Source organism: Porticoccus sp. GXU_MW_L64 (assembly GCF_052983295.1).
Window position 1 is genome coordinate 130,513 of record NZ_JBRKJK010000002.1, and the last position, 20,966, is coordinate 151,478.

13 protein-coding genes are annotated in these 20,966 nt (G+C 57.5%); 8 read left to right on the top strand and 5 right to left on the bottom strand.

The window, feature by feature from the left end:
• The first annotated feature begins 187 nt into the window (after nt 1-187).
• The gene (gene metH, locus ACVBEJ_RS02415; RefSeq protein WP_447128001.1) at nt 188-3,907 is read left to right on the top strand and encodes a methionine synthase; all 3,720 of its coding nucleotides are present in this window, start codon (nt 188-190) and stop codon (nt 3,905-3,907) included.
• 161 nt (nt 3,908-4,068) lie between these two features.
• On the top strand, nt 4,069-4,299 hold the full coding sequence (locus tag ACVBEJ_RS02420; RefSeq protein WP_447128002.1) for a DUF2970 domain-containing protein: 231 nt from the start codon (nt 4,069-4,071) through the stop codon (nt 4,297-4,299).
• Nucleotides 4,300-4,388: 89 nt separating this feature from the next.
• On the opposite strand, the gene ACVBEJ_RS02425 is transcribed toward ACVBEJ_RS02420, so the two are convergent.
• Complete coding sequence (locus tag ACVBEJ_RS02425; protein WP_447128003.1) at nt 4,389-4,517, bottom strand: hypothetical protein; 129 nt, start codon at nt 4,515-4,517, stop codon at nt 4,389-4,391.
• 124 nt (nt 4,518-4,641) lie between these two features.
• Between ACVBEJ_RS02425 and ACVBEJ_RS02430 the strand changes: the two genes are divergently transcribed.
• The 5 genes from ACVBEJ_RS02430 to ACVBEJ_RS02450 are packed head-to-tail and all read left to right on the top strand — an operon-like array spanning nt 4,642 to nt 9,206.
• Nucleotides 4,642-5,808 (top strand): cation:proton antiporter, encoded by a 1,167-nt coding sequence (locus ACVBEJ_RS02430; protein WP_447128004.1) that lies wholly within the window; start codon nt 4,642-4,644, stop codon nt 5,806-5,808.
• The gene (locus tag ACVBEJ_RS02435; RefSeq protein ID WP_447128005.1) at nt 5,808-6,920 is read left to right on the top strand and encodes an MlaE family ABC transporter permease; all 1,113 of its coding nucleotides are present in this window, start codon (nt 5,808-5,810) and stop codon (nt 6,918-6,920) included. Before ACVBEJ_RS02430 ends, ACVBEJ_RS02435 begins: the two co-directional genes overlap by 1 nt.
• Nucleotides 6,917-7,723 (top strand): ABC transporter ATP-binding protein, encoded by an 807-nt coding sequence (locus tag ACVBEJ_RS02440; RefSeq protein ID WP_447128006.1) that lies wholly within the window; start codon nt 6,917-6,919, stop codon nt 7,721-7,723. Before ACVBEJ_RS02435 ends, ACVBEJ_RS02440 begins: the two co-directional genes overlap by 4 nt.
• A complete protein-coding gene (locus tag ACVBEJ_RS02445; protein WP_447128007.1) occupies nt 7,720-8,676 on the top strand; it encodes an MlaD family protein in 957 nt (318 codons plus the stop codon). Before ACVBEJ_RS02440 ends, ACVBEJ_RS02445 begins: the two co-directional genes overlap by 4 nt.
• Nucleotides 8,673-9,206: a PqiC family protein gene (locus ACVBEJ_RS02450; RefSeq protein ID WP_447128008.1), complete on the top strand. Its 534-nt coding sequence runs from the start codon at nt 8,673-8,675 to the stop codon at nt 9,204-9,206. Before ACVBEJ_RS02445 ends, ACVBEJ_RS02450 begins: the two co-directional genes overlap by 4 nt.
• 423 nt (nt 9,207-9,629) lie before the next feature.
• On the opposite strand, the gene ald is transcribed toward ACVBEJ_RS02450, so the two are convergent.
• A complete protein-coding gene (gene ald, locus ACVBEJ_RS02455; protein ID WP_447128009.1) occupies nt 9,630-10,748 on the bottom strand; it encodes an alanine dehydrogenase in 1,119 nt (372 codons plus the stop codon).
• 133 nt (nt 10,749-10,881) lie between these two features.
• Between ald and ACVBEJ_RS02460 the strand changes: the two genes are divergently transcribed.
• Entirely contained in the window at nt 10,882-11,367 is a 486-nt protein-coding gene (locus ACVBEJ_RS02460; RefSeq protein ID WP_289151378.1) for an Lrp/AsnC ligand binding domain-containing protein, read from the top strand.
• Between the two features lie 562 nt (nt 11,368-11,929).
• On the opposite strand, the gene ACVBEJ_RS02465 is transcribed toward ACVBEJ_RS02460, so the two are convergent.
• The 3 genes from ACVBEJ_RS02465 to ppc form a co-directional block, all read right to left on the bottom strand.
• Nucleotides 11,930-13,384 carry an FAD-dependent oxidoreductase gene (locus tag ACVBEJ_RS02465; protein WP_447128010.1) on the bottom strand — a complete coding sequence of 485 codons (1,455 nt, stop codon included), beginning with the start codon at nt 13,382-13,384 and terminating at the stop codon, nt 11,930-11,932.
• Between the two features lie 3 nt (nt 13,385-13,387).
• A complete protein-coding gene (gene gltB / locus ACVBEJ_RS02470; RefSeq protein WP_447128011.1) occupies nt 13,388-17,839 on the bottom strand; it encodes a glutamate synthase large subunit in 4,452 nt (1,483 codons plus the stop codon).
• A 497-nt stretch (nt 17,840-18,336) separates the two neighbouring features.
• Nucleotides 18,337-20,955 carry a phosphoenolpyruvate carboxylase gene (gene ppc, locus ACVBEJ_RS02475; protein ID WP_447128012.1) on the bottom strand — a complete coding sequence of 873 codons (2,619 nt, stop codon included), beginning with the start codon at nt 20,953-20,955 and terminating at the stop codon, nt 18,337-18,339.
• Nucleotides 20,956-20,966 lie beyond the last annotated feature (11 nt).

Here is a 20,966-nt window from a genome sequence, read left to right on the forward strand (position 1 = left end):
TAAACTTTTGACGATGTTATCAAGGGATCTCACTGTTAACCCGAATACGAGCGCCTGCCCTGCGATGTAAATCCACAGCAAAACTGCAACCGCAAAATAACTTGTGTTGAACGGCAAATATTCTCAACTTGCCGTTTCGGTAATTTGATAAAATGCCCCGTTTTAACCCAACACCATCGAGCACCCCGTGACTGACACCGCCACCCACACAAGAGCCACCCGCACCGCCGCCCTGCACGCCGCCGCCAAAGAGCGCATCCTGATTCTCGACGGCGCCATGGGCACCATGATTCAGCAGCACAAATTACAAGAGGCGGATTACCGGGGCGAACGCTTTGCGGATTGGGGACAAGACCTGGGGGGCAACAACGATCTGCTCACCCTCACCCAGCCAGACATCATTCGCGGCATTCACGATGCTTACCTGGCAGCGGGCAGTGATATTCTGGAAACCAACACCTTTAACTCCAACCGGGTGTCTCAGGCGGATTACGGCATGGAGCATTTGAGCGCCGAACTGAACCGGGAAGGCGCACGTCTGGCTCGTCAGGCCGCCGATGCCTGGACCGAAAAAGAACCCCACAAACCCCGCTTTGTGGCCGGCGTGTTAGGCCCCACCAGTCGCACCGCGTCCATCTCGCCAGACGTGAACGACCCGGCAGCGCGCAACACCAGTTTTGACGAATTGGTGGCAAACTACACCGAGGCCACCGCCGCCCTGATTGACGGCGGAGCCGATATTATCCTGATCGAAACCGTGTTCGACACCCTCAACGCCAAGGCCGCCGTATACGCGGTGCAGGAAGTGTTCGAACAACAGGGTATCGAACTGCCTATTATGATTTCCGGCACCATCACCGACGCCAGTGGCCGCACCCTGTCCGGGCAAACCACCGAGGCCTTCTGGAATTCCCTGGCCCACGCCAAACCGTTTTCCATCGGCCTCAACTGCGCTCTGGGGGCAGCGGAATTGCGCCCCTACGTGGAAGAAATGTCGCGGGTGGCAGACACCCTGACCAGTGCCCACCCCAACGCCGGGCTGCCCAACGAGTTTGGCGAATACGACCAGACCGCCGGGGAAATGGCAGAGATAGTCGGCGAATTTGCAGACAGCGGCCTGCTCAATATTATCGGCGGCTGCTGCGGCACCGCGCCGGAACACATTCGCGCCATTGCCGAGCGGGTAGCCCAGTGCCAACCGCGCACGGTACCAGAGCTGGAACCCGCCTGCCGACTGTCCGGCCTGGAACCGTTCAATATCACCGCCGACTCGCTGTTTGTGAACGTGGGCGAACGCTGCAACGTCACCGGCTCGGCGCGCTTCAAGCGGCTGATTCTGGAAGACGACTACGACACCGCCCTGGATGTGGCTCGCACCCAGGTGGAGGACGGCGCGCAAATTATCGACATCAACATGGACGAGGGCATGTTGGATGCCCACAAAGCCATGACCACCTTCCTCAATCTGGTGGCGTCGGAACCGGATATTTCCCGCATCCCCATTATGGTGGATTCCTCCAAGTGGGACGTGATCGAAGCGGGCCTGAAATGCATCCAGGGCAAGCCAGTGGTGAACTCCATCAGCCTCAAGGAAGGGGAAGACGAATTTCTGCAAGTGGCCCGGCTGTGCAAACGCTACGGCGCCGCCGTGGTGGTGATGGCGTTCGACACCGACGGCCAGGCCGACAACCTGCAACGGCGCATCGACATCTGCTCGCGCAGCTACGAATTGCTGGTCAATACCGTGGGTTTTAACCCCAACGACATTATTTTCGACCCCAATATTTTTGCTGTCGCCACCGGCATTGAGGAACACAACAACTACGCGGTGGACTTTATCGAAGGCACCCGCTGGATCAAACAAAACCTGCCGGGGGCGATGATTTCCGGCGGCGTGTCCAACGTATCGTTCTCGTTCCGGGGCAACAACCCGGTGCGCGAAGCCATTCATTCCGTATTCCTGTACCACGCCATCAAAGCCGGTATGAATATGGGCATTGTCAACGCCGGGCAACTGGCGGTGTACGACGACCTGCCGGCAGAACTGCGGGATAAAGTCGAAGACGTTATTCTCAATCGCCACGAAAACGGCACCGAAGCGCTGCTGGATATTGCCGAAAAATACCGTGGCGATGGCAGCACCGGCGAGAAAAAAGAAGACCTGGAATGGCGCGACTGGCCGGTGGAGAAACGCCTGGAACACGCCCTGGTAAAAGGCATTAACACCTACATTGAAGAAGACACCGAAGCCGCTCGCCAAAATGCTGAGCGCCCGCTGCACGTTATTGAAGGCCCGCTGATGGACGGCATGAATGTGGTGGGCGACTTGTTTGGCTCCGGCAAAATGTTTCTGCCGCAAGTGGTGAAATCCGCCCGGGTGATGAAACAGTCGGTGGCCTATTTGCAACCGTATATTGAAGCGGAAAAAGACGGTGCCGCCCAATCCAACGGCAAAGTCATTATGGCCACCGTAAAAGGCGATGTGCACGACATTGGCAAAAACATTGTCGGTGTGGTGTTGCAGTGCAACAATTTCGAGGTGGTGGACCTGGGGGTAATGGTGCCCGCAGAAAAAATCCTTGAAACCGCACAAAAAGAGAACGCAGACATTATCGGCCTGTCCGGTTTGATTACCCCATCCCTGGACGAAATGGTGCACGTGGCCAGTGAAATGGAGCGGCTGGACATAAACCTGCCCCTGCTGATCGGCGGCGCCACCACCTCCAAAGCTCACACCGCGGTAAAAATTGACCCGAAATTTAACCTGAATCAGACCGTGTACGTGGCAGACGCCTCCCGCGCCGTAGGCGTAGCCACCACCCTGATGAGCGAAGAACTGCGCACACCGTTCTATGCGGGCCTGGCGGAAGAATACGAAAAAGTGCGGGTGCGCACTGCCAACCGCAAACCCCGTGGCAGCACCCTGCCCTATACCCAGGCGATCGAAGCGGGCTTTCAGTGGGACTGGCACAACTACCAACCGCCAGTGCCCAGCTTTACCGGCACCAAAGTGTTTGATGACTACCCACTGGAAAAACTGATCGACACCCTGGACTGGACGCCGTTTTTTATCTCCTGGGACCTGGTGGGCAAATTCCCCCGCATTCTGCAAGACGAGATAGTGGGCGAAGCTGCTACCAGTCTGTACAACGACGCGCAAATCATGCTCAAGGATATTGTCGACAAAAAGCTGCTAACAGCCAAAGCGGTAATTGGCCTGTGGCCCGCAGACCGCATCAATGGTGATGATATTGCCGTATACAGTGACGCCGAGCGCTCGACAGAACTGGCGCAACTGCACCACATTCGCCAGCAAACCATCAAACCCGGCGCCAAAAACATCAATCACAGCCTGGCGGATTTTATCGCCCCCAAAGACAGTGGCGCCGAAGACTATATCGGCGGTTTTGTGGTAACCGCCGGTATCGGTGCCGAAGAAATTGCCAAACAATACGAAGCCAACGGCGACGACTACAGCGCCATTATGATCAAAGCCCTGGCGGATCGCCTGGCGGAATCCTTTGCAGAGCATATGCACCGCCGCATTCGCACGGAATTCTGGGGCTATGTGCCGGACGAAAGCCTGGACAACGAAGCACTGATCAAAGAAAAATACACCGGCATCCGCCCGGCACCGGGCTACCCCGCCTGCCCGGACCACACGGAAAAAGCCACCCTGTTCAAACTGCTGGAAGTGGAACAGAATATTGGCGTATCGTTAACCGACAGCTACGCCATGTTCCCCGCTGCGGCGGTGAGCGGCTGGTACTTCTCCCACCCGGAATCCCGCTATTTCAATACCGGCAAGATTCAGAAAGATCAGGTGGAAAGCATGGCCCAGCGCAAAGGCATGGCGCTAAACGAACTGGAACGCTGGCTGACGCCGGTGTTGGGGTATGAGCCCTGACGGTTCAATACCCTATTAACCCGGCTGGCTACGCCGGCGGCGGCACATCCCTGCGCCGCATGATTAAACGCAACCTATAAGGTTGCCGGTTTAATACCGTCATTCTGAGCGCAGCGAAGAATCTGCTTAGCGAGATCCTTCACTACACTCAGGATGACAGCATGAGTGGAAACAGCAAAATGAATGAAAGTGAATCACCGAAAAACGAAAAACCCACCGTCAAAGAGCTGATTGGCAGCACCCTGGCGGCGGGTATTGGTGTGCAAAGTGACAAAAACCGCGAACGGGATTTCAAAACCGGCAGTTTCAAAACCTTTCTGCTGTGCGGAATTATCTTTACCGTTGTTTTTGTGCTCGGGCTGATTGCCATTGTGAAGGTGGTATTGCCCTGAGCTTTTGTCATCCTGAACGCAGTGAAGGATCTCAATGCCAGTATCAACAAAGAGATCCTTCACTGCGTTCAGGATGATATGCAGCGTTATTACTGCTGAGACACCCAGTAAATCATTCCCGCCACCACCAGAAGTACAGCAAACAGCGCTGCCATGGCGTCGGTTTTGCCGTTATCATCATTGCTTACAGACTCTACCGGTTGCTCCTGATCAGACATAATATGCCCTCCTGTCATTGTAATTGTGGGCAGATTCTATCCCGTAAGCCCCGCCAATGCACCCTTCTTGCATCGTCCCACAGAACAAGGGATAGTTAGCTAAAATCAACAACACGGACACAATATGACCGAAACGGTCTTCCAGTCGTTTTTCCTGATTTTTACCGGTGCCGCCATTATCGCTTCGCTGGCGCTCTACGGGCGGCAGCCGTTGCTGGTTGTCTATATTGTGCTGGGCGCATTGATCGGACCCTACGGCATGGGCTGGGTGTCCGACATCGGTCTGCTGACGGAAATTTCCCACATCGGCATTATCTTCCTGCTGTTTTTGCTGGGCCTGGATATGCAGCCGCAATCCCTGCTCAATGTGTTCCGCAAGGTCACCCTGATTACCCTGATCAGCTCAGCCCTGTTTGCCGCGGTGGGCTATGTGATCGGACTGGCTTTTGGTTTCAGCCAGTTGGAAAGCACCATCATCGGCCTGGCAATGATGTTCTCCAGCACCATTATCGGCATCAAACTGCTGCCCACCACCATCCTTCACCACCGCCATGTGGGTGACATGATGGTGGGCATGTTGCTGGTGCAGGACTTTATCGCCATCTTTGTATTGCTGGTGCTGCTTAGTGGCTCCGGCGGAGAAATCGACCCGCTGCAAATCGGCAAAACCCTGCTGGCACTGCCGGTGCTTGTTGGTATTGCCGTGGTTACCGTGCGCTTTGGCCTAGTGAAACTGTTCGCCCGCTTCGACCGGGTAAGCGAGTACGTATTCCTGCTGGCACTGGGCTGGTGCCTAGGCATGGCAGAGCTGGCAGAAGTGGTTGGCCTGTCGCGGGAAATCGGCGCATTTTTGGCGGGCATTACTATCGCCACCAACCCCATCTCCCAATACATCGCCCTGAGCCTGAAACCCCTGCGGGATTTCTTTCTGATTCTGTTTTTTGTCTCACTGGGTGCCGGCTTTAACCTCGGCCTGCTGTCAGATATCCTGCTGCCCGCACTGGTGCTGGGCGGGGTTATGCTGATACTGAAACCGGCCACCTTTCGCTTTTTGCTCAAATACCAACGGGAAAAACGCCCCCTGGCCTGGGACCTGGGCTTTCGCCTCGGCCAGATCAGTGAATTCTCCCTGCTGATTGCCTATGTCGCGTTTAACGCTTCACTGATTGGCACCCTGGCGTCCCACGCAATCCAGGCGGCGGCAATTCTGACCTTTCTGATTTCCAGCTACATCGTCACCTTCAACTTCCCCAACCCCATTGCCGTCAATGAACGGCTGAGGCGCGACTGATGAGCGAGCCACAGTTCCAGTTGACAGTAGCAGACGGCAACGGCGAACTGCTGTTTAGCGGCCCCTGGCAAATAGCCAGTGAGGGCGCAGCGCCTTTTTCTGCCATTGCCAAACAACTGGCTGGCCACCACCTCAAACAATTGCGGGTCACCCTGGCGGACAACTGCCAATGGGACTCCCGCCTCAATGCCATACTGCTCAGCTGCCACAATTATTGCGCAGAACGCGATATCACCTTTGACAGCAGTGCCCTGCCCCAAGGGGCGCAGGCATTGCTCAAGCTGGCAACGGCAGTGCCCGAGCGTCAGCAGGGCACACCCAAACAAGCGGGTTTTAACCCTTGGCAGGCACTGACCGGCAGCGTGCAAAAAACATTGGCTGTGCTGAGTTTTGTGGGGGAATGCACCGAAGCCACCGGCAAGCTGCTGCTGGGGCGCGCCAATATGCGCTTTACCGACCTGGGGCAATTCCTGTTTTTGGCGGGCCCTCAGGCACTGGGCATCATTACCCTGCTGAGCGTACTGGTGGGCATGATTCTCGCCTACCTGGGTGCGGTGCAACTGCGCCTGTTGGGTGCCGAGCTGTACGTGGCCGACCTGGTGGCCATCGGCATGGTACGTGAAATGGGCGCGCTGATGACCGCCATTATCATGGCCGGGCGCACCGGCGCCGCCTACGCCGCACAACTGGGCACCATGCAGGTCAATGACGAGATCGACGCAGTGCGCACCCTGGGCATCTCCCCCATGGAATTTCTGGTGCTGCCGCGCATGCTGGCGCTGATTCTGATTATGCCGCTACTGGTGATTTACTCGAATATCCTCGGCATTATCGGCGGCGCCATTGTCGGCCTGGGCATGGACATCAGTTTTCTGCAATACGTGGAACAATCCCGACAGGCGCTGGATATGATCCAGGTGCTCAGCGGCCTGGTGAAAGCGGTGGTCTTCGCCCTACTGATTGCCATGGCTGGCTGTCGGGCGGGCATGGCCTGCGGCCGGGACTCTGCCGCCGTGGGCAACGCCACCACCAAAGCCGTGGTTACCGCCATTGTCTACCTGGTGGTCAGCGATGCGCTGCTGAACATAATTTACAGCGAGATGGGCATATGAATGACGCTCATATTCAGGTAAACAATCTGACCATGGCCTATGGCGATACGCTGATTCAGCGCGACCTGACCTTTACCATCAATCGCGGCGATATTTTTATCGTTATGGGTGGCAGCGGTTGCGGCAAAAGTACCCTGCTGAAACACCTGATTGGCCTGCTGCAACCAGCCAGCGGGGAAATCTGCTACAACGGCGTCAGCTATTTCGACGCCAGCCCCCGGCAGCAGGCCAACATGCGCCGCAGCTGGGGCACCACCTTCCAAACCGGCGGCCTGTTCAGCGCCATGACTCTGGCAGAAAACGTCGCCCTGCCCTTGCAACAACACGCTCGCCTGCAAAACGCCAGTCTCAGCAAAGCGGAAATCGCCGACCTGGTGCACTATAAACTGGCCCTTGTGGGCTTGGCGGGCTTTCAGGATTATTACCCCTCGCAAATCAGCGGCGGCATGCAAAAGCGCGCAGGGCTGGCGCGGGCCATTGCCCTGGACCCGGAAGTGCTGTTTTTCGACGAACCCAGCGCCGGGCTCGACCCCCTTAGCAGCAAACTGCTGGACGAATTAATTGTGCAGATACAACAAACCACCGGTGCTACCATTGTGGTGGTAACTCACGAACTGGCGAGCATTTTTGCCATTGGCAACAACAGCGTGTTTCTGGACCCGGAAAGCAAAGCCATGCTCGATAGCGGCCACCCGCAACACTTGAAAACCGACAGCCCGCACCACCAAGTGAGGCGCTTTCTTTCCAGGGGAACGCTTTCCCAAGGGCAAATCGACCGCAACCACAGGGAGACAACCCCATGAATTCCCGCAGCAGGCATATAGCCATTGGCGGCTTTGTGGTGGGCGCACTGGTGCTCGCCGGGCTGTTGGCGATTTTTATCAACAACGGCCTGTTTGGTGCCGAGCGCAAACACTACACACTGGTGTACGAAAGTTCGGTAGACGGCCTGAGTATCGGCGCGCCAGTAGCCCTGAAAGGGGTCACCATTGGTGAAGTCACCGACATCACCGTGAATATCGAAACCGCCACCTTCAAGGTACTCAACTTTATTACCATCGCTATCAACGAAAATCGCGTAAACCAAGTGGGCACACCGGGGGAAATTCGCGGCCTGGAGAGCTGTGGCCTGGCGGCGCAATTCCGCCTGCAAAGCCTGCTCACCGGTTTGATCTATGTGCAAATGGATTACTACCCGGACAGCCCTCCCCGACTGGTAGACATTGAAACCGAATACACCCAGTTCCCCACCGTACCCAGCGACCTGGAAGCGATCTCGCAAAACCTGCAACAAATCGACCTGAAGGGCATCAGCGCGCGCATTACCACCACCCTCAACGGCCTGGACCAGATCGTCAACGACCGCAACACCCAGGAGCTCACCAAAAACATCAGCAGCACCCTGGCCGCCTATCGGGGCCTGGCCAGTTACTTGAAAGTAGAAGTGGGTGAACTGACCGACGACATAAAACCGACCCTACGAGCGCTGGACACCACCCTGGCCGGCATCAACAAAGAACTGCCCACCATGTCTGCCTCGCTGCAACAAAGCCTGGACACCTTCGCCACCAGCATGAGCAACATCGACCAGGCCTCTGCCAACGCCGCCTATGTGCTGTCGGAAGACTCCCCCATGCTGCAACAAATGACCCGCGCCGCCGCCGAACTGGAACGCACCGCCCGCGCCATGCGGCTACTGGCAGAAACTCTGGAACGGGAACCGGAATCGCTTATTCAAGGGAAAAATCAGCAATGAAATACTGGATAGTTTTTATGACCCTGCTGGCCGCCGGTTGCAGCAGCACCCCGCAGAGCCACTATTACCTGCTCAGCAGCAAAGCAACCAGCGCCAGCGCACCCTGCGACTGCTCCATTGGCATTGGCCCGGTCACTGTGGCGGAATACCTCAACCGGCCACAAATCACCACCCGCGGCGAACCGGGGCGTTTGCAAGTGGAACAATTCCACCGCTGGGGCGAGCCCCTGCGTCACAACATCGAACGCGCCCTGCTGGAAAACCTCGCCACCCTCACCGGCTCCAGCCAGGTGGTCGTGCACCCCTGGCGGCAAAACCAACGCCCGGAGCACCGGGTGGCGATCAACATACTCAGCATGGACCGCAGCGCCAGCCGAGCCACCATCAAAGTACAATGGCAAATCGCCAACCGCCCGGCAAAAATCAGCAGCTTTTCCAGCGAACTGGCCGACAGCGGCTACAATAGCCTTGCGGAGGGGCTGAGCGAAGCCCTGTTACAACTCAGCCAGGAAATTGCTGCCGCCTTGTGACATACCAATCCCGGGTGCCGCTGCGCTTCCTTACAATGAAGGGACGGGCTACGCTACTGTAGTCCGCAGCCGTCATTGCGAGCAAAGCGAAGCAATCTCCATCCGGTTACCGCCACACTTCCCAACCCCTCTGCCACACCGGTCAAGATTGCCGCGTCGCTACGCTCCTCGCAATGACAAGGGGTATTCCTGTCACACTGAGCCCCCTCACTCCTCACACTGAGCCCTCCCCTTCGTCATCCTGAGCCCCCTTCCCTTCGTCATCCCGAGCCCTTCCCTTCGTCATCCTGAGCGCAGCGAAGGATCTCTTGGCCTCGCCAACCGGAGATTCTTCGCTGCGCTCAGAATGACAGAACTCCCATATTTGAAGCACAAAAAAACCGGCGCCTTTCAACGCCGGTTTTTCGTGCCGAAAACCGTTATTTAACCATTCAACGCTTCGCGGGCATCCACATAAGGCATATCGTGAGCCACGCCCACTGCATCGTAAGTGATCTGGCCTTTATGCACATTCAAACCGTTCAGCAAGTGCTGATCTTCCAGCATGGCTTCTTTGGCGCCCTTGTTGGCCAGGGCAATGGCGTACGGCAAAGTCACATTGTTCAGCGCCATGGTTGACGTGCGCGCCACACCGCCGGGCATATTGGCCACGCAGTAGTGAACCACACCGTCTACCACGTAAGTGGGCTCTTCGTGGGTGGTGGCCTTGGAGGTTTCAAAACAACCGCCCTGATCAATGGCCACATCCACCAATACAGAACCGTCTTTCATGCGGGAAATAATATCCCGGGTCAACAAACGCGGAGCCGCAGCGCCGGGAATCAGTACCGCACCCACCACCAGGTCCGCATCCAGAGCGTATTGTTCAACCGCAGCGGCCGTGGAGTAAACGCAGTTGATACGGCCACCAAACTCTTTGTCCAACTCACGCAGGCGCGGTACAGAACGGTCCAGAATGGTCACATCCGCACCCATACCTTCCGCCATATAAGCGGCATTGGTACCCACCACACCACCGCCAATAACCAGTACCTTGCCGGGGGCAACACCGGGCACGCCGCCCAGCAGAACACCCTGGCCACCCTGAGCTTTTTCCAGGTGGTGAGCACCCGCCTGAATAGACATACGGCCAGCCACTTCAGACATGGGGGCCAACAGCGGCAGCGCACCGGCGTTGTCAGTCACGGTTTCGTAGGCGATACAGGTAGCGCCGGATTTCACCAACAATTCGGTCTGGCGCAGGTCCGGAGCCAGGTGCAGGTAAGTAAACAACACCTGGCCTTCACGCAACATCTCGCACTCGTTGGGCTGGGGTTCCTTCACCTTGACGATCATCTCGGCGCGCTGGAAGATTTCCTGCGGGGTGTCCACAATTTCTGCGCCAGCGACCTGGTATTGGCCGTTATCAAAACCAATTGAGGCTCCGCCGTTGTTTTCAACCATCACCTGATGGCCGTTGCGTACCAGCTCTTTCACAGAGTCCGGGGTCAGGCCAATGCGGTACTCGTGGTTTTTGATTTCTTTGGGTACACCGATCAACATGGTTCGCTCCTATCGCGTTTATTCGACTAAATTGTGTTTTTCAGAATTATAGGAATAAATCACAAAAATATTTGCTTATTTTCAGCATTAAACAGAAAATCATCTGGATAAAAGAAAATAAACAGGATATTCCATGAAAAAGCGCGCCAAAGAACTCAGCAAAATTGACCGCAACATTCTTAAACTGCTGCAAAAGGATGGCCGCATCAGCTACACGGAATTGTCGCGCCGGGTGGGTTTATCGGTCACGCCCTGCATCGACCGCATCAAGCGCCTGGAAAAAGAAGGGGTTATCAACGGCTATACCGCGCTGATCAACCCGGAATTTCTGGACGCCGCCCTGGTGGTATTTGTGCAAATCCGCCTGTATCGCACATCCCAGGAGAAGTTTGCCGAATTTCGCGAAGCCGCCGTCGCCCTGCCAGAAGTACAGGAATGCTACCTGGTCACCGGCAACTTCGACTACTTGATCAAAGCCCGAGTCGCCGACATGAGCGCCTACCGGGTATTTTTGGGGGAAACCCTGCTGCAACTGCCCGGCGTGCAAGAATCCACCAGTTATGTGGTGATGGAGCAGTTAAAGGAAACGCTGGAAGTGCCGGTGCACGGCAATCGTTAGGGGGACTACTCTTATCATTACCTGAAACCCGTCATTGCGAGAGAGCGGAGCGACGCGGCAATCTCCATCCTGCCACAGCCGCGCTTTACCAAACCCTCTGCCACACCGGTCGAGATTGCCACGGCCTGCGGCCTCGCAATGACGGGATACCTTTACCCACGTCATTGCGAGGGAGCGGAGCGACGCGGCAATCTCCATCCTGCCACAGCCGCGCTTTACCAACTCCTCTGCCACACCGGTCGAGATTGCCACGGCCTGCGGCCTCGCAATGACGGGATACCTTTACCCACGTCATTGCGAGGGAGCGGAGCGACCGCGGCAATCTCCATCCTGTTACAGCCGCGCTTTACCAAACCCTCTGCCACACCGGTCGAGATTGCCACGGCCTGCGGCCTCGCAATGACGGGATACCTTTACCCACGTCATTGCGAGGGAGCGTAGCGACGCGGCAATCTCCATCCTGCTACAGCCGCGCTTTACCAAACCCTCTGCCACACCGGTCGAGATTGCCGCGGCCTGCGGCCTCGCAATGACGGGGTGAGGGAGGCTCACACCTCAAGACTCACACCTCCAGGTAATCCATAATCCCCCGCGCGGCCTGGCGGCCTTCCCAGATGGCGGTAACTACCAGGTCGGAGCCGCGCACCATATCGCCACCGGCGAAAATTTTGGGGTTGGCGGTTTGGAAGGGTCGCTCCTGTTGTTCCGGGGCGATCACCCGGTCGCCATCGTCCAAACCGATGTCGAAGTCGGCGAACCAGGGGGCCGGGCTGGGGCGGAAGCCGAAGGCCACCAGTATCACATCGGCGCGCACCACGGTTTCGCTGCCGGGTACGGTTTCCGGGCGGCGGCGGCCGCTGGCGTCTGGTTCGCCCATGCGGGTTTCCACCAGTTTGATGCCTTCCACTTTGCCATCGCCGACAATTTCCACCGGCTGGCGGTTGAACAGGAAGTGCACCCCTTCTTCCAAAGCGTTTTCCACTTCTTTGCGGGAGCCGGGCATATTGTCGCGGTCGCGGCGGTAGGCACAGGTGACTTTGTCGGCGCCCTGACGCACGGAGGTGCGGTTGCAGTCCATGGCGGTGTCGCCACCACCCAGTACCACCACGCGTTTGCCTTCCAGGTTTATAAACGGCGTGTCGCCGGGTTCCATGCCCAGGTTATTTTTCACGTTGCCCACCAGAAACGGCAATGCCGGGTACACGCCGGGCAGGTCTTCACCGGGCAGGCCACTCTGCATGGAGGTGTAGGTGCCCATACCCAGGAATACCGCGTCGTAGTCGTCCATCAATGTCTGGAACGGCACGTCTTTGCCGATTTCAGTGTTCAATTGGAACTCGATTCCCATGCCTTCAAACAATTCCCGGCGTTTGACCATCACCGATTTTTCCAGTTTGAATTCCGGGATGCCAAAGGTCAGCAGGCCGCCGATTTCCGGGTAGCGGTCAAACACCACGGCTTTGATGCCGTTGCGCGCCAGCACGTCGGCACAGGCAAGCCCGGCGGGGCCGGCACCGACAATGGCGACTTTTTTGTCGATGGCTTTTACCTGAGACAGATCCGGCGTCCAGCCCAGTTCCAGGGCGGTATCGGTAATGTACTTTTCCACATTGCCGATGGTCACCGCGCCAAAGCCGTCGTTGAGGGTACAGGCACCTTCACAGAGGCGGTCTTGCGGGCACACCCGGCCACAGATTTCCGGCAGGGAGTTGGTCTGGTGGCACAGCTCCACCGCCTCGGCAATGTTGCCGTCACTCACCAGCTGCAGCCAGTTGGGAATGTAATTGTGTACCGGGCACTTCCACTCGCAGTAGGGGTTGCCGCAATCCAGGCAGCGATGCGCCTGCTGAGCCGCCTGCTCCGATTCAAACACGTTGTAGATTTCCACGTATTGTTCACGGCGCACTTCGATGGGCTTTTTCACCGGGTCTTCCCGGGGCACTTCAACAAACTGGAAATCGTTGTTATCGAACGATGGTTTTTGCACGGGAATCATCTTGTTTACTGGTTTGTTCATGAATTATTCCCCCCGCTTCTGATAACTGGACAACAGCCCTTCCAGGTTGGCCGCCTTGGGCTTCACCAACCAGAATTTGGAGCGGTAGTCCTCGAAGTTTTCCACGATTTCCCGGGCGTAGGCGCTGTCGGTTTCGTCCACGTGCTCACGGATCAGCTCCTTGAGCAAGCTGCGATAGGCCTGGGCACCTTCGTTGGAGATGCGATTGATGTCTACCGAATCCATATTGATGCGGTCCATCATGTTGCGCTCCATATCCAGCACAAAGGCAAAGCCGCCGGTCATACCGGCACCAAAGTTGTGGCCCACTTTGCCCAGCACCACCACAATGCCGCCGGTCATGTATTCGCAACAGTGGTCCCCTGCTCCTTCAATCACCGCCACGGTGCCAGAGTTGCGCACCCCGAAGCGTTCCCCGGCGGTACCGGAAGCGTACAGGCGGCCGCCGGTAGAACCATACAGGCAGGTGTTGCCCATAATGGGCGCTAACTGGGTGGAGAATTGGCTGCCATCCGCCGGGCGCAACACAATCTTGCCACCGGCCATGCCTTTGCCCACGTAGTCGTTGGCGTCGCCTTTCAGGTACAACTCCAGACCGGGCGCGTTCCACACCCCCAGTGACAAACCAGCCACCCCTTCCAGGTGCAGTTTCAGCGGCTTGGGCAGGCCATCCACCCCGAAGGTACGGGCGATTTCTCCGGACAGGCGAGCACCGATGGAACGGTCGCAGTTGTTCACCGGGTAGTGGAATTCACCCCCTTCGCCGCTGTGAATCACCTCGCGGGTATCACCGAGAATGCGCTCCGCCAGCTCCGCCTTGTCGAAGGGCTGGTTGCGTTCCAGCATGCAGAAGCGCGGTTTGCCTTCCAAAAGATCGTCGGTGTGGACAATGGGCGCCAGTTGCAGGTGGCGCTGCTTGTCGGTATCGCCGGGCAGAATATCCAGCAGATCGACGCGGCCAATCAGGTCTTTAAGGCTGCTGACACCCAGCGAGGCCATAATCTGACGGGCCTCCTCCGCCACCCCGAGGAAGAAGTTCATCACCATTTCCACGGTGCCTTCAAAGTGTTTGTCGCGCAGTTGTTGGTCTTGTGTGGCGACACCTGTGGCGCAGTTGTTGAGGTGGCAGATGCGCAGGTATTTGCACCCCAGGGCCACCATGGGCGCGGTGCCAAAACCAAAGCTCTCGGCCCCCAGAATGGCCGCCTTTATCACATCCAGGCCGGTTTTCAGGCCGCCGTCGGTTTGCAGTCGCACCTTGTCCCGCAGGTTGTTCACCTGCAAGGTCTGGTGGGCTTCTGCCAGCCCCAACTCCCAGGGAGAACCGGCGTAGCGGATAGAGGTAATGGGGCTGGCACCGGTGCCGCCATCGTGACCGGAAATGGTAATCAGGTCTGCGTAGGTTTTTGCCACACCTGCCGCGATGGTGCCCACGCCGGGGCGGGACACCAGTTTTACCGATACCAGAGCATCCGGGTTGACCTGTTTGAGGTCAAAGATCAGCTGGGCCAAATCCTCAATGGAATAAATATCGTGGTGCGGTGGCGGCGAAATCAGGGTGACGCCGGGCACCGAAAAGCGCAGCCGGGCAATCAGGTCATTGACCTTGTGGCCGGGCAGCTGACCGCCCTCGCCGGGCTTGGCGCCCTGGGCGATTTTGATTTGCAGCACATCCGCATTCACCAGGTAGTGCGGCGTAACCCCGAAACGGCCAGAGGCAATCTGCTTGATGCGGGACACCTTTTCGGTGTTAAAGCGCACCGGGTCTTCGCCGCCCTCACCGGAATTGGAGCGCCCGCCCAGGCGGTTCATGGCCACCGCCAGAGCTTCGTGGGCCTCTGGCGACAATGCCCCCAGGGACATGGCAGCGGAGTCGAAGCAGCGGACAATATTTTCCACCGGCTCCACAGCGTCAAGGGAGATAGCCTGTTGATCGGTGTTCAGCTGCAACATATCCCGCAACGCCAGGGTTGGCCGGTTGTTGATCAGCGCCGCGTAGGGCTGCCAGTTGTCCTGACCGCCATTGCGCACGGCGTTTTGCAGGGCCTTGACCACATCCGGATCAAAGGCGTGTTGTTCCTGACCGTAGACAAATTTGTGCAGGCCGCCGGGCTCCAGGTTGCGGGTAATCTGCCAGGCGCGGGTGGCGTGCACATTCTGGTCGGTTTCCAGATCGGCAAAGGTGGCACCTTCAATGCGACTGGTGGTTTGCGGAAAGCACAGTTCAGTGACCTGTTTGGACAAACCAATCACCTCGAATAACTGAGCACCGCGATAAGACGTCAGAGTGGAAATGCCCATCTTGGAGATGATTTTCAGCAATCCCAGGTTGATACCCTTGCGGTACTGCTTGAACGCCTTGTTGACGCTGCAGGACAGCTCGTTACTGCAACTGAGGTCGTACAAGGTGTGGTAGCTCAGGTACGGATACACCAGTGACGCGCCAACACCAATCAGGGTGGCGATCTGGTGGGCATCCCGGGCCTGACCGGTACTGGCGACGATATTGGAGTCGCAGCGCAGGCCGGTATTGATCAGGTGGTTGTGCACCGCACCCACCGCCAGCAGGATGTGAATGGGCTGGCAACCGGGGCGAATACTGTGGTCCGAGAGGATGCAGGTCAGCACCCCTTCGCGCACCTTCTGTTCCACGTCCAGGCACAGGTTTTTCAGGGCCTGCTCCAGATTCGTCTGCGACGGGTCGTAGTTGAGATCGAATTTTTGTGCCTGAAAATCCGGGTGTTCGCTATGTTTCAGGGCATAGTACTTGCGCGGTGATAACAGCGGGCTGTTGAGGTTGATACGCACGCCGTGGCGCGGGGTTTCCTCAAACAAATTGTGCTCGCGACCGGCCACGGTACCCAGTGACATCACCGTTACTTCCCGCAGGGAGTCGATGGGCGGGTTGGTGACCTGGGCAAATTGCTGGCGAAAGTAGTCAAACAGGTTGCGCTGTTTGCGCGACAGCACCGCGATGGGCGTATCGTCGCCCATGGAGCCCACCGCCTCTTTGCCTCCTTCCGCCAGCGGCAGGATGATCTGCTGGCGCTCCTCCATGGAGAGGTTAAACATTTTCATGTAGGTGCGAATCTGGTCTGGCTCCAGAGTACCTTCCAGTTCGATACTCTCGTCTTCCATGGTGGAATCCAGGCGCGTCACCCCTTCCCGCAGCCACTTTTTGTAGGGGTGGCGGCTGGCCAGGGAATGCTCTACATCGTCCCGATGGAAAATGCGGCCGGTGTGGGTATCCACGGAGAGAATATCCCCCGGCCCAAGGCGACCCTTGGCGACGATATCCTGGGGTTGCAGGTCGCAAACGCCCATTTCCGAGGCCACGATAATGTGGTCGTCACGGGTCAGGGTCCAGCGGGAGGGTCGCAGGCCGTTGCGATCCAGGGTACAGATGGCGTAACGACCATCGGTGAGCACCAACCCGGCGGGGCCGTCCCAGGGCTCCATGTGCATGGAGCTGTATTCGTAGTAGGCGCGCACTTCCGGGTCGCGATCTTCCACGTTGTGCCAGGCGGGGGGCACCAGCAGGCGCACTGCCCGGTGCATGTCCATACCGCCGATCACCAGCAGTTCCAGCATGTTGTCCAGGCTGAACGAGTCGGAGCCAGAGCTGCTCACCAGTTCCCCCGCTTCCAGCAAATCCGGCAACAGCGGCGAGGCAAATTTGCTGCGCCGGGCACGGGCCCAGGCGCGGTTGCCTTCGATGGTATTGATCTCGCCGTTGTGGGCCAGCATACGGAACGGCTGCGCCAGTGACCAGCGCGGCAGGGTATTGGTGGAGAAGCGTTGGTGGAACACACAGATACCGGTTTCCAGGCGGCTGTCCGCCAGGTCCAGATAAAACTTCGACAGGTCTACCGGCATCATCAGGCCTTTATAGCCCAGCACACCACTGGACAGGCTCACCACATGAAAGTCTTCGTCGCTTTCCAGGCGTTGCTCGGCGCGGCGGCGACCGATCAACAGGCGGGCTTCAAAGTTGGCTTTGTCCAGCTCATCGGTGGTCACAAAAACTTGCTCGATGGCGGGCAGGCATTCTTTGGCGATCTCCCCCAGGCAACTGTCGTCCACCGGCACATGGCGCCAGCCCACCACCTGCAAGCCCTGGGTGCTGAGCTCTTGGGCCAGAATGTCTTTGGCGGCGTCTCGCAGGGAGTCGTCCTGGCTGAGCATAATGGCGCCGACCGCGTACAGCGATGGCAGCTCCACAGCAAAATGGCTGCGGGCGATATTGCGCAAAAAGCTGTCGGGCTTTTGCATCAGCAGGCCACAGCCGTCGCCGGTTTTTCCGTCCGGGGCAATGCCGCCGCGGTGGGTCATGCAGGTCAGTGCACCGATGGCGTTTTGCAACAACCCGTGGCTGGGTTTGCCGCGCAGGTGCGCAATCAGCCCAAAACCGCAGCTGTCCTTGAATTCATCCAGAGAATATAAACCTTGTGACATGTTTCCCCCAGGTTACTGCCCGACGCAACCGGCGCCCCAGGAGCCAGTCGGATTTAGGATTAATCTACTGTGGAAAAGCCGGATTTGGCCATATTTTCCGATTATTCTCGTTAAATAGCGGGCTATTCGCCTCAAATAATCGAAAAATCTGACTCAAACCGGTCTTTCCCTCGTGACGATCACCTAAACCCGACAGGCTCCTGGTGCCTGGTGGTTTGCGGGCTACAAAATCAAATATAAAATATTATTTCGCTAGCAAAATATTGCATCTTACTAAAAATCAGCCGCTTCGTCATTAAAGATGGCTGGTGGATTACGCCGCTTTGCGGCTAATCCACCCTACGCAATGTTGCTCAAGATATAATTCGCAGTATGCATTGATTTACCAGTACCTTTAACACCCCAGGCTTACGAACCCGACACTTCTGGCAAAAAAAGTCCACTATAGCGCCAAAGCAACACCAACTATAGCGGACATTGGTATAACTTATTGACTCTTAACCGGTATTGCGCATGCCCGCAGCAATTCCTGAAATGGTCACCATCAGGGCCTGTTCCAGGGTGTCGTCGCTGGCATGGCGGTTGCGGCGCAGCAATTCGGCCTGAATAAAATTCAGCGGGTCAGTATAAGTGTTGCGGGATATCACCGACTGTTTGTTTTCCGGCGCATCGTCCATCAGGTCGCTGTCGTTGGAGATGGCCAGTACTGTGCCGATGTCCGCCTGCAACTGCTTGCGCAACTGCTCACCCAGAGAATGCAGGCATGGGTCGACCAGCAGCGAATCGTAGTAAGCGGAAATTTTGCTGTCGGTTTTCGCGTACACCATCTCCAGCAGTGACAAACGGGTGGAAAAGAACGGCCACTGTTTGCACATGGCTTCCAGCAGGCCCCGCTGACCTTCGTCCACCAGTTTTTGCAGTGCCTGCCCAGCGCCGAGCCAGGCGGGTAACATCAGACGATTCTGACTCCAGGCAAATATCCAGGGAATCGCCCGCAGGGTTTCGATACCACCCCCTTGGCGGCGCTTCGCCGGGCGCGAGCCGAGGGGCAGTTTGGCCAGTTCCTGTTCCGGAGTGGCGCTGCGGAAATAATCGATAAAGTCGCTGTCTTCCTGCACCAGCTGGCGGTAAGCCGCACAAGAGCGCTGCGACAGAAATTCCATCACATCACGCCACTGTTGGCTCGGCACCGGCGGGCGTTCCAGGTCTGCGCTGAGTATTGCGCTGCTGTACAGCGCCAGGGTTTTGGTGGCCAGTGACGCCAGTCCCAGCTGCGCCTGGATCATTTCTCCCTGAATGGTAACCCGCAAACCATTGCGCAGTGAGCCGGGAGGCTGCGACAACAGGGCCGCATGAGTGGGCGCACCACCGCGCCCCACAGTGCCACCGCGACCATGAAACAGTTTCAGCGCCACCTCCGCTTTGCCGCAAACGTCCAGCAATTGCTCCTGGGCTTTGTATTGCGCCCAGCCCGCCGCCATCATGCCGGCGTCTTTGGCGGAGTCGGAGTAGCCGATCATCACCATTTGCTGACCCTGAATATGCTGCCGATACCAGGCATTTTCCAGCAGCCGTTCTATGGTGCTGGCGGCATTAACCAGGTCGTCCAGGGTTTCAAACAACGGCGCCACCGGCAAGGGTTCGCTGACACCGGAAATTTTCAGCAACAGCTTTACCGCCAGCACATCGGAGGGCTGGCGGGCCATGGAAATCACGTATGACGTGATGGTACCCCTGGGCTGGCGGGCAATTTCCGCACAGGTATCCAGCACTTCTTTAACCGCCGCCGAGGGTTGCCATTGGGCAGGCACCAGCGGGCGTTTGTTTTGCAGCTCCGCCACCAGAAATGCCTGCTTCTGCTCCTCGCTCCACTGATGGTAATCCCCCAGCTCAAGATACTGGGTGAGTTCCGAAAACACATCGCTGTGTCGGGTGCTTTCCTGGCGAACGTCCAGTTGCAATAAGTTGAGGCCAAAACAGGCGACACGACGCAAGGTATCCAGCAGTTTGTTGTCGGCGATAGAGCCCATGTTACAGGCGTGCAACGAGCGGTAACACAGGTGCAGTGGCTGCCACAATTGATCTGCTGTTTCCAGGCCATCACCATCACTGGCCGGCTTGCCATTAAGCTCCGCATCAATAGTGCGCAGGGTGTTTCTCAGGCGGGTGCGCAGGTCGCGCAGCACCACCCGGTAGGGCTCTGTTGCACCATTGGCGTATTCCGCCAGTTCGCTGTTGCAGGCCGACATGGATAGCTCATCAATCAGCTCGCCAATGTCTTTTAAATAGAGGTCGATGGCTTTCCAGCGATTGAGCAAAATCACTTCGCGGGTAACGCTGGCGGTAACATTGGGGTTGCCATCCCGGTCGCCGCCAATCCAGGAGACAAAAGACACAGGCCTGGCATCCAGCGGCAGCTCTTTGCCTGTGGCTTGCTGCAGAGTGCAGGAAAGGCGCCGCAAAAATTCCGGCAGCGCCCGCCACAGTGATTTTTCCACCACCGCCAGCGCCCACTTTGCCTCGTCCACCGGGGTTGGCCGGGCGGCGCGAAATTCATTGGTGTGCCAAATGTGCGCCACCAGTTCCTGCAAGCGTTTTTGCAGGGCATCGCGCTCGGCTTCCGCCAGACCATCCAGCTCCAACTGCCCCAGGCAGCGCTGGATTTCCACGTGCTTGTTAATCAGACTGCGGCGGGTAATTTCTGTGGGGTGAGCGGTAATTACCAATTCCATATGCAGGTTGGCCACCGCTTCTGCAATGTGCTGCTCGCCGACACCGCTGTTGGACAGTTCGGAAAATACATTGGCCAGGGTGCCGCTGGCGGAGTAAACGGATTCGCTCCAGCGCGACAGACCATTGTGCTGCTCGGCAATATTGGCCAGCTTGAGAAAGTGGCTGAAGGCACGCACCACCGGCAGAAATTCTTCTTTCTTCAGGCCCGACAGCAGGTTCAGTAACTCCTGCTGTTTTACCGGATCACCGGCCCTGCCCTGTTTGGCGAGTTGGCGGATGGTCTCCACTTTGGCAAAGACACCTTCACCCTCGGCAGCCTTGACGGTATTGCCGAGCATGGTGCCCAGCAATTGCACATTGCTGTGTAGGGATTGAGCGGACATAGCGAGTTCTC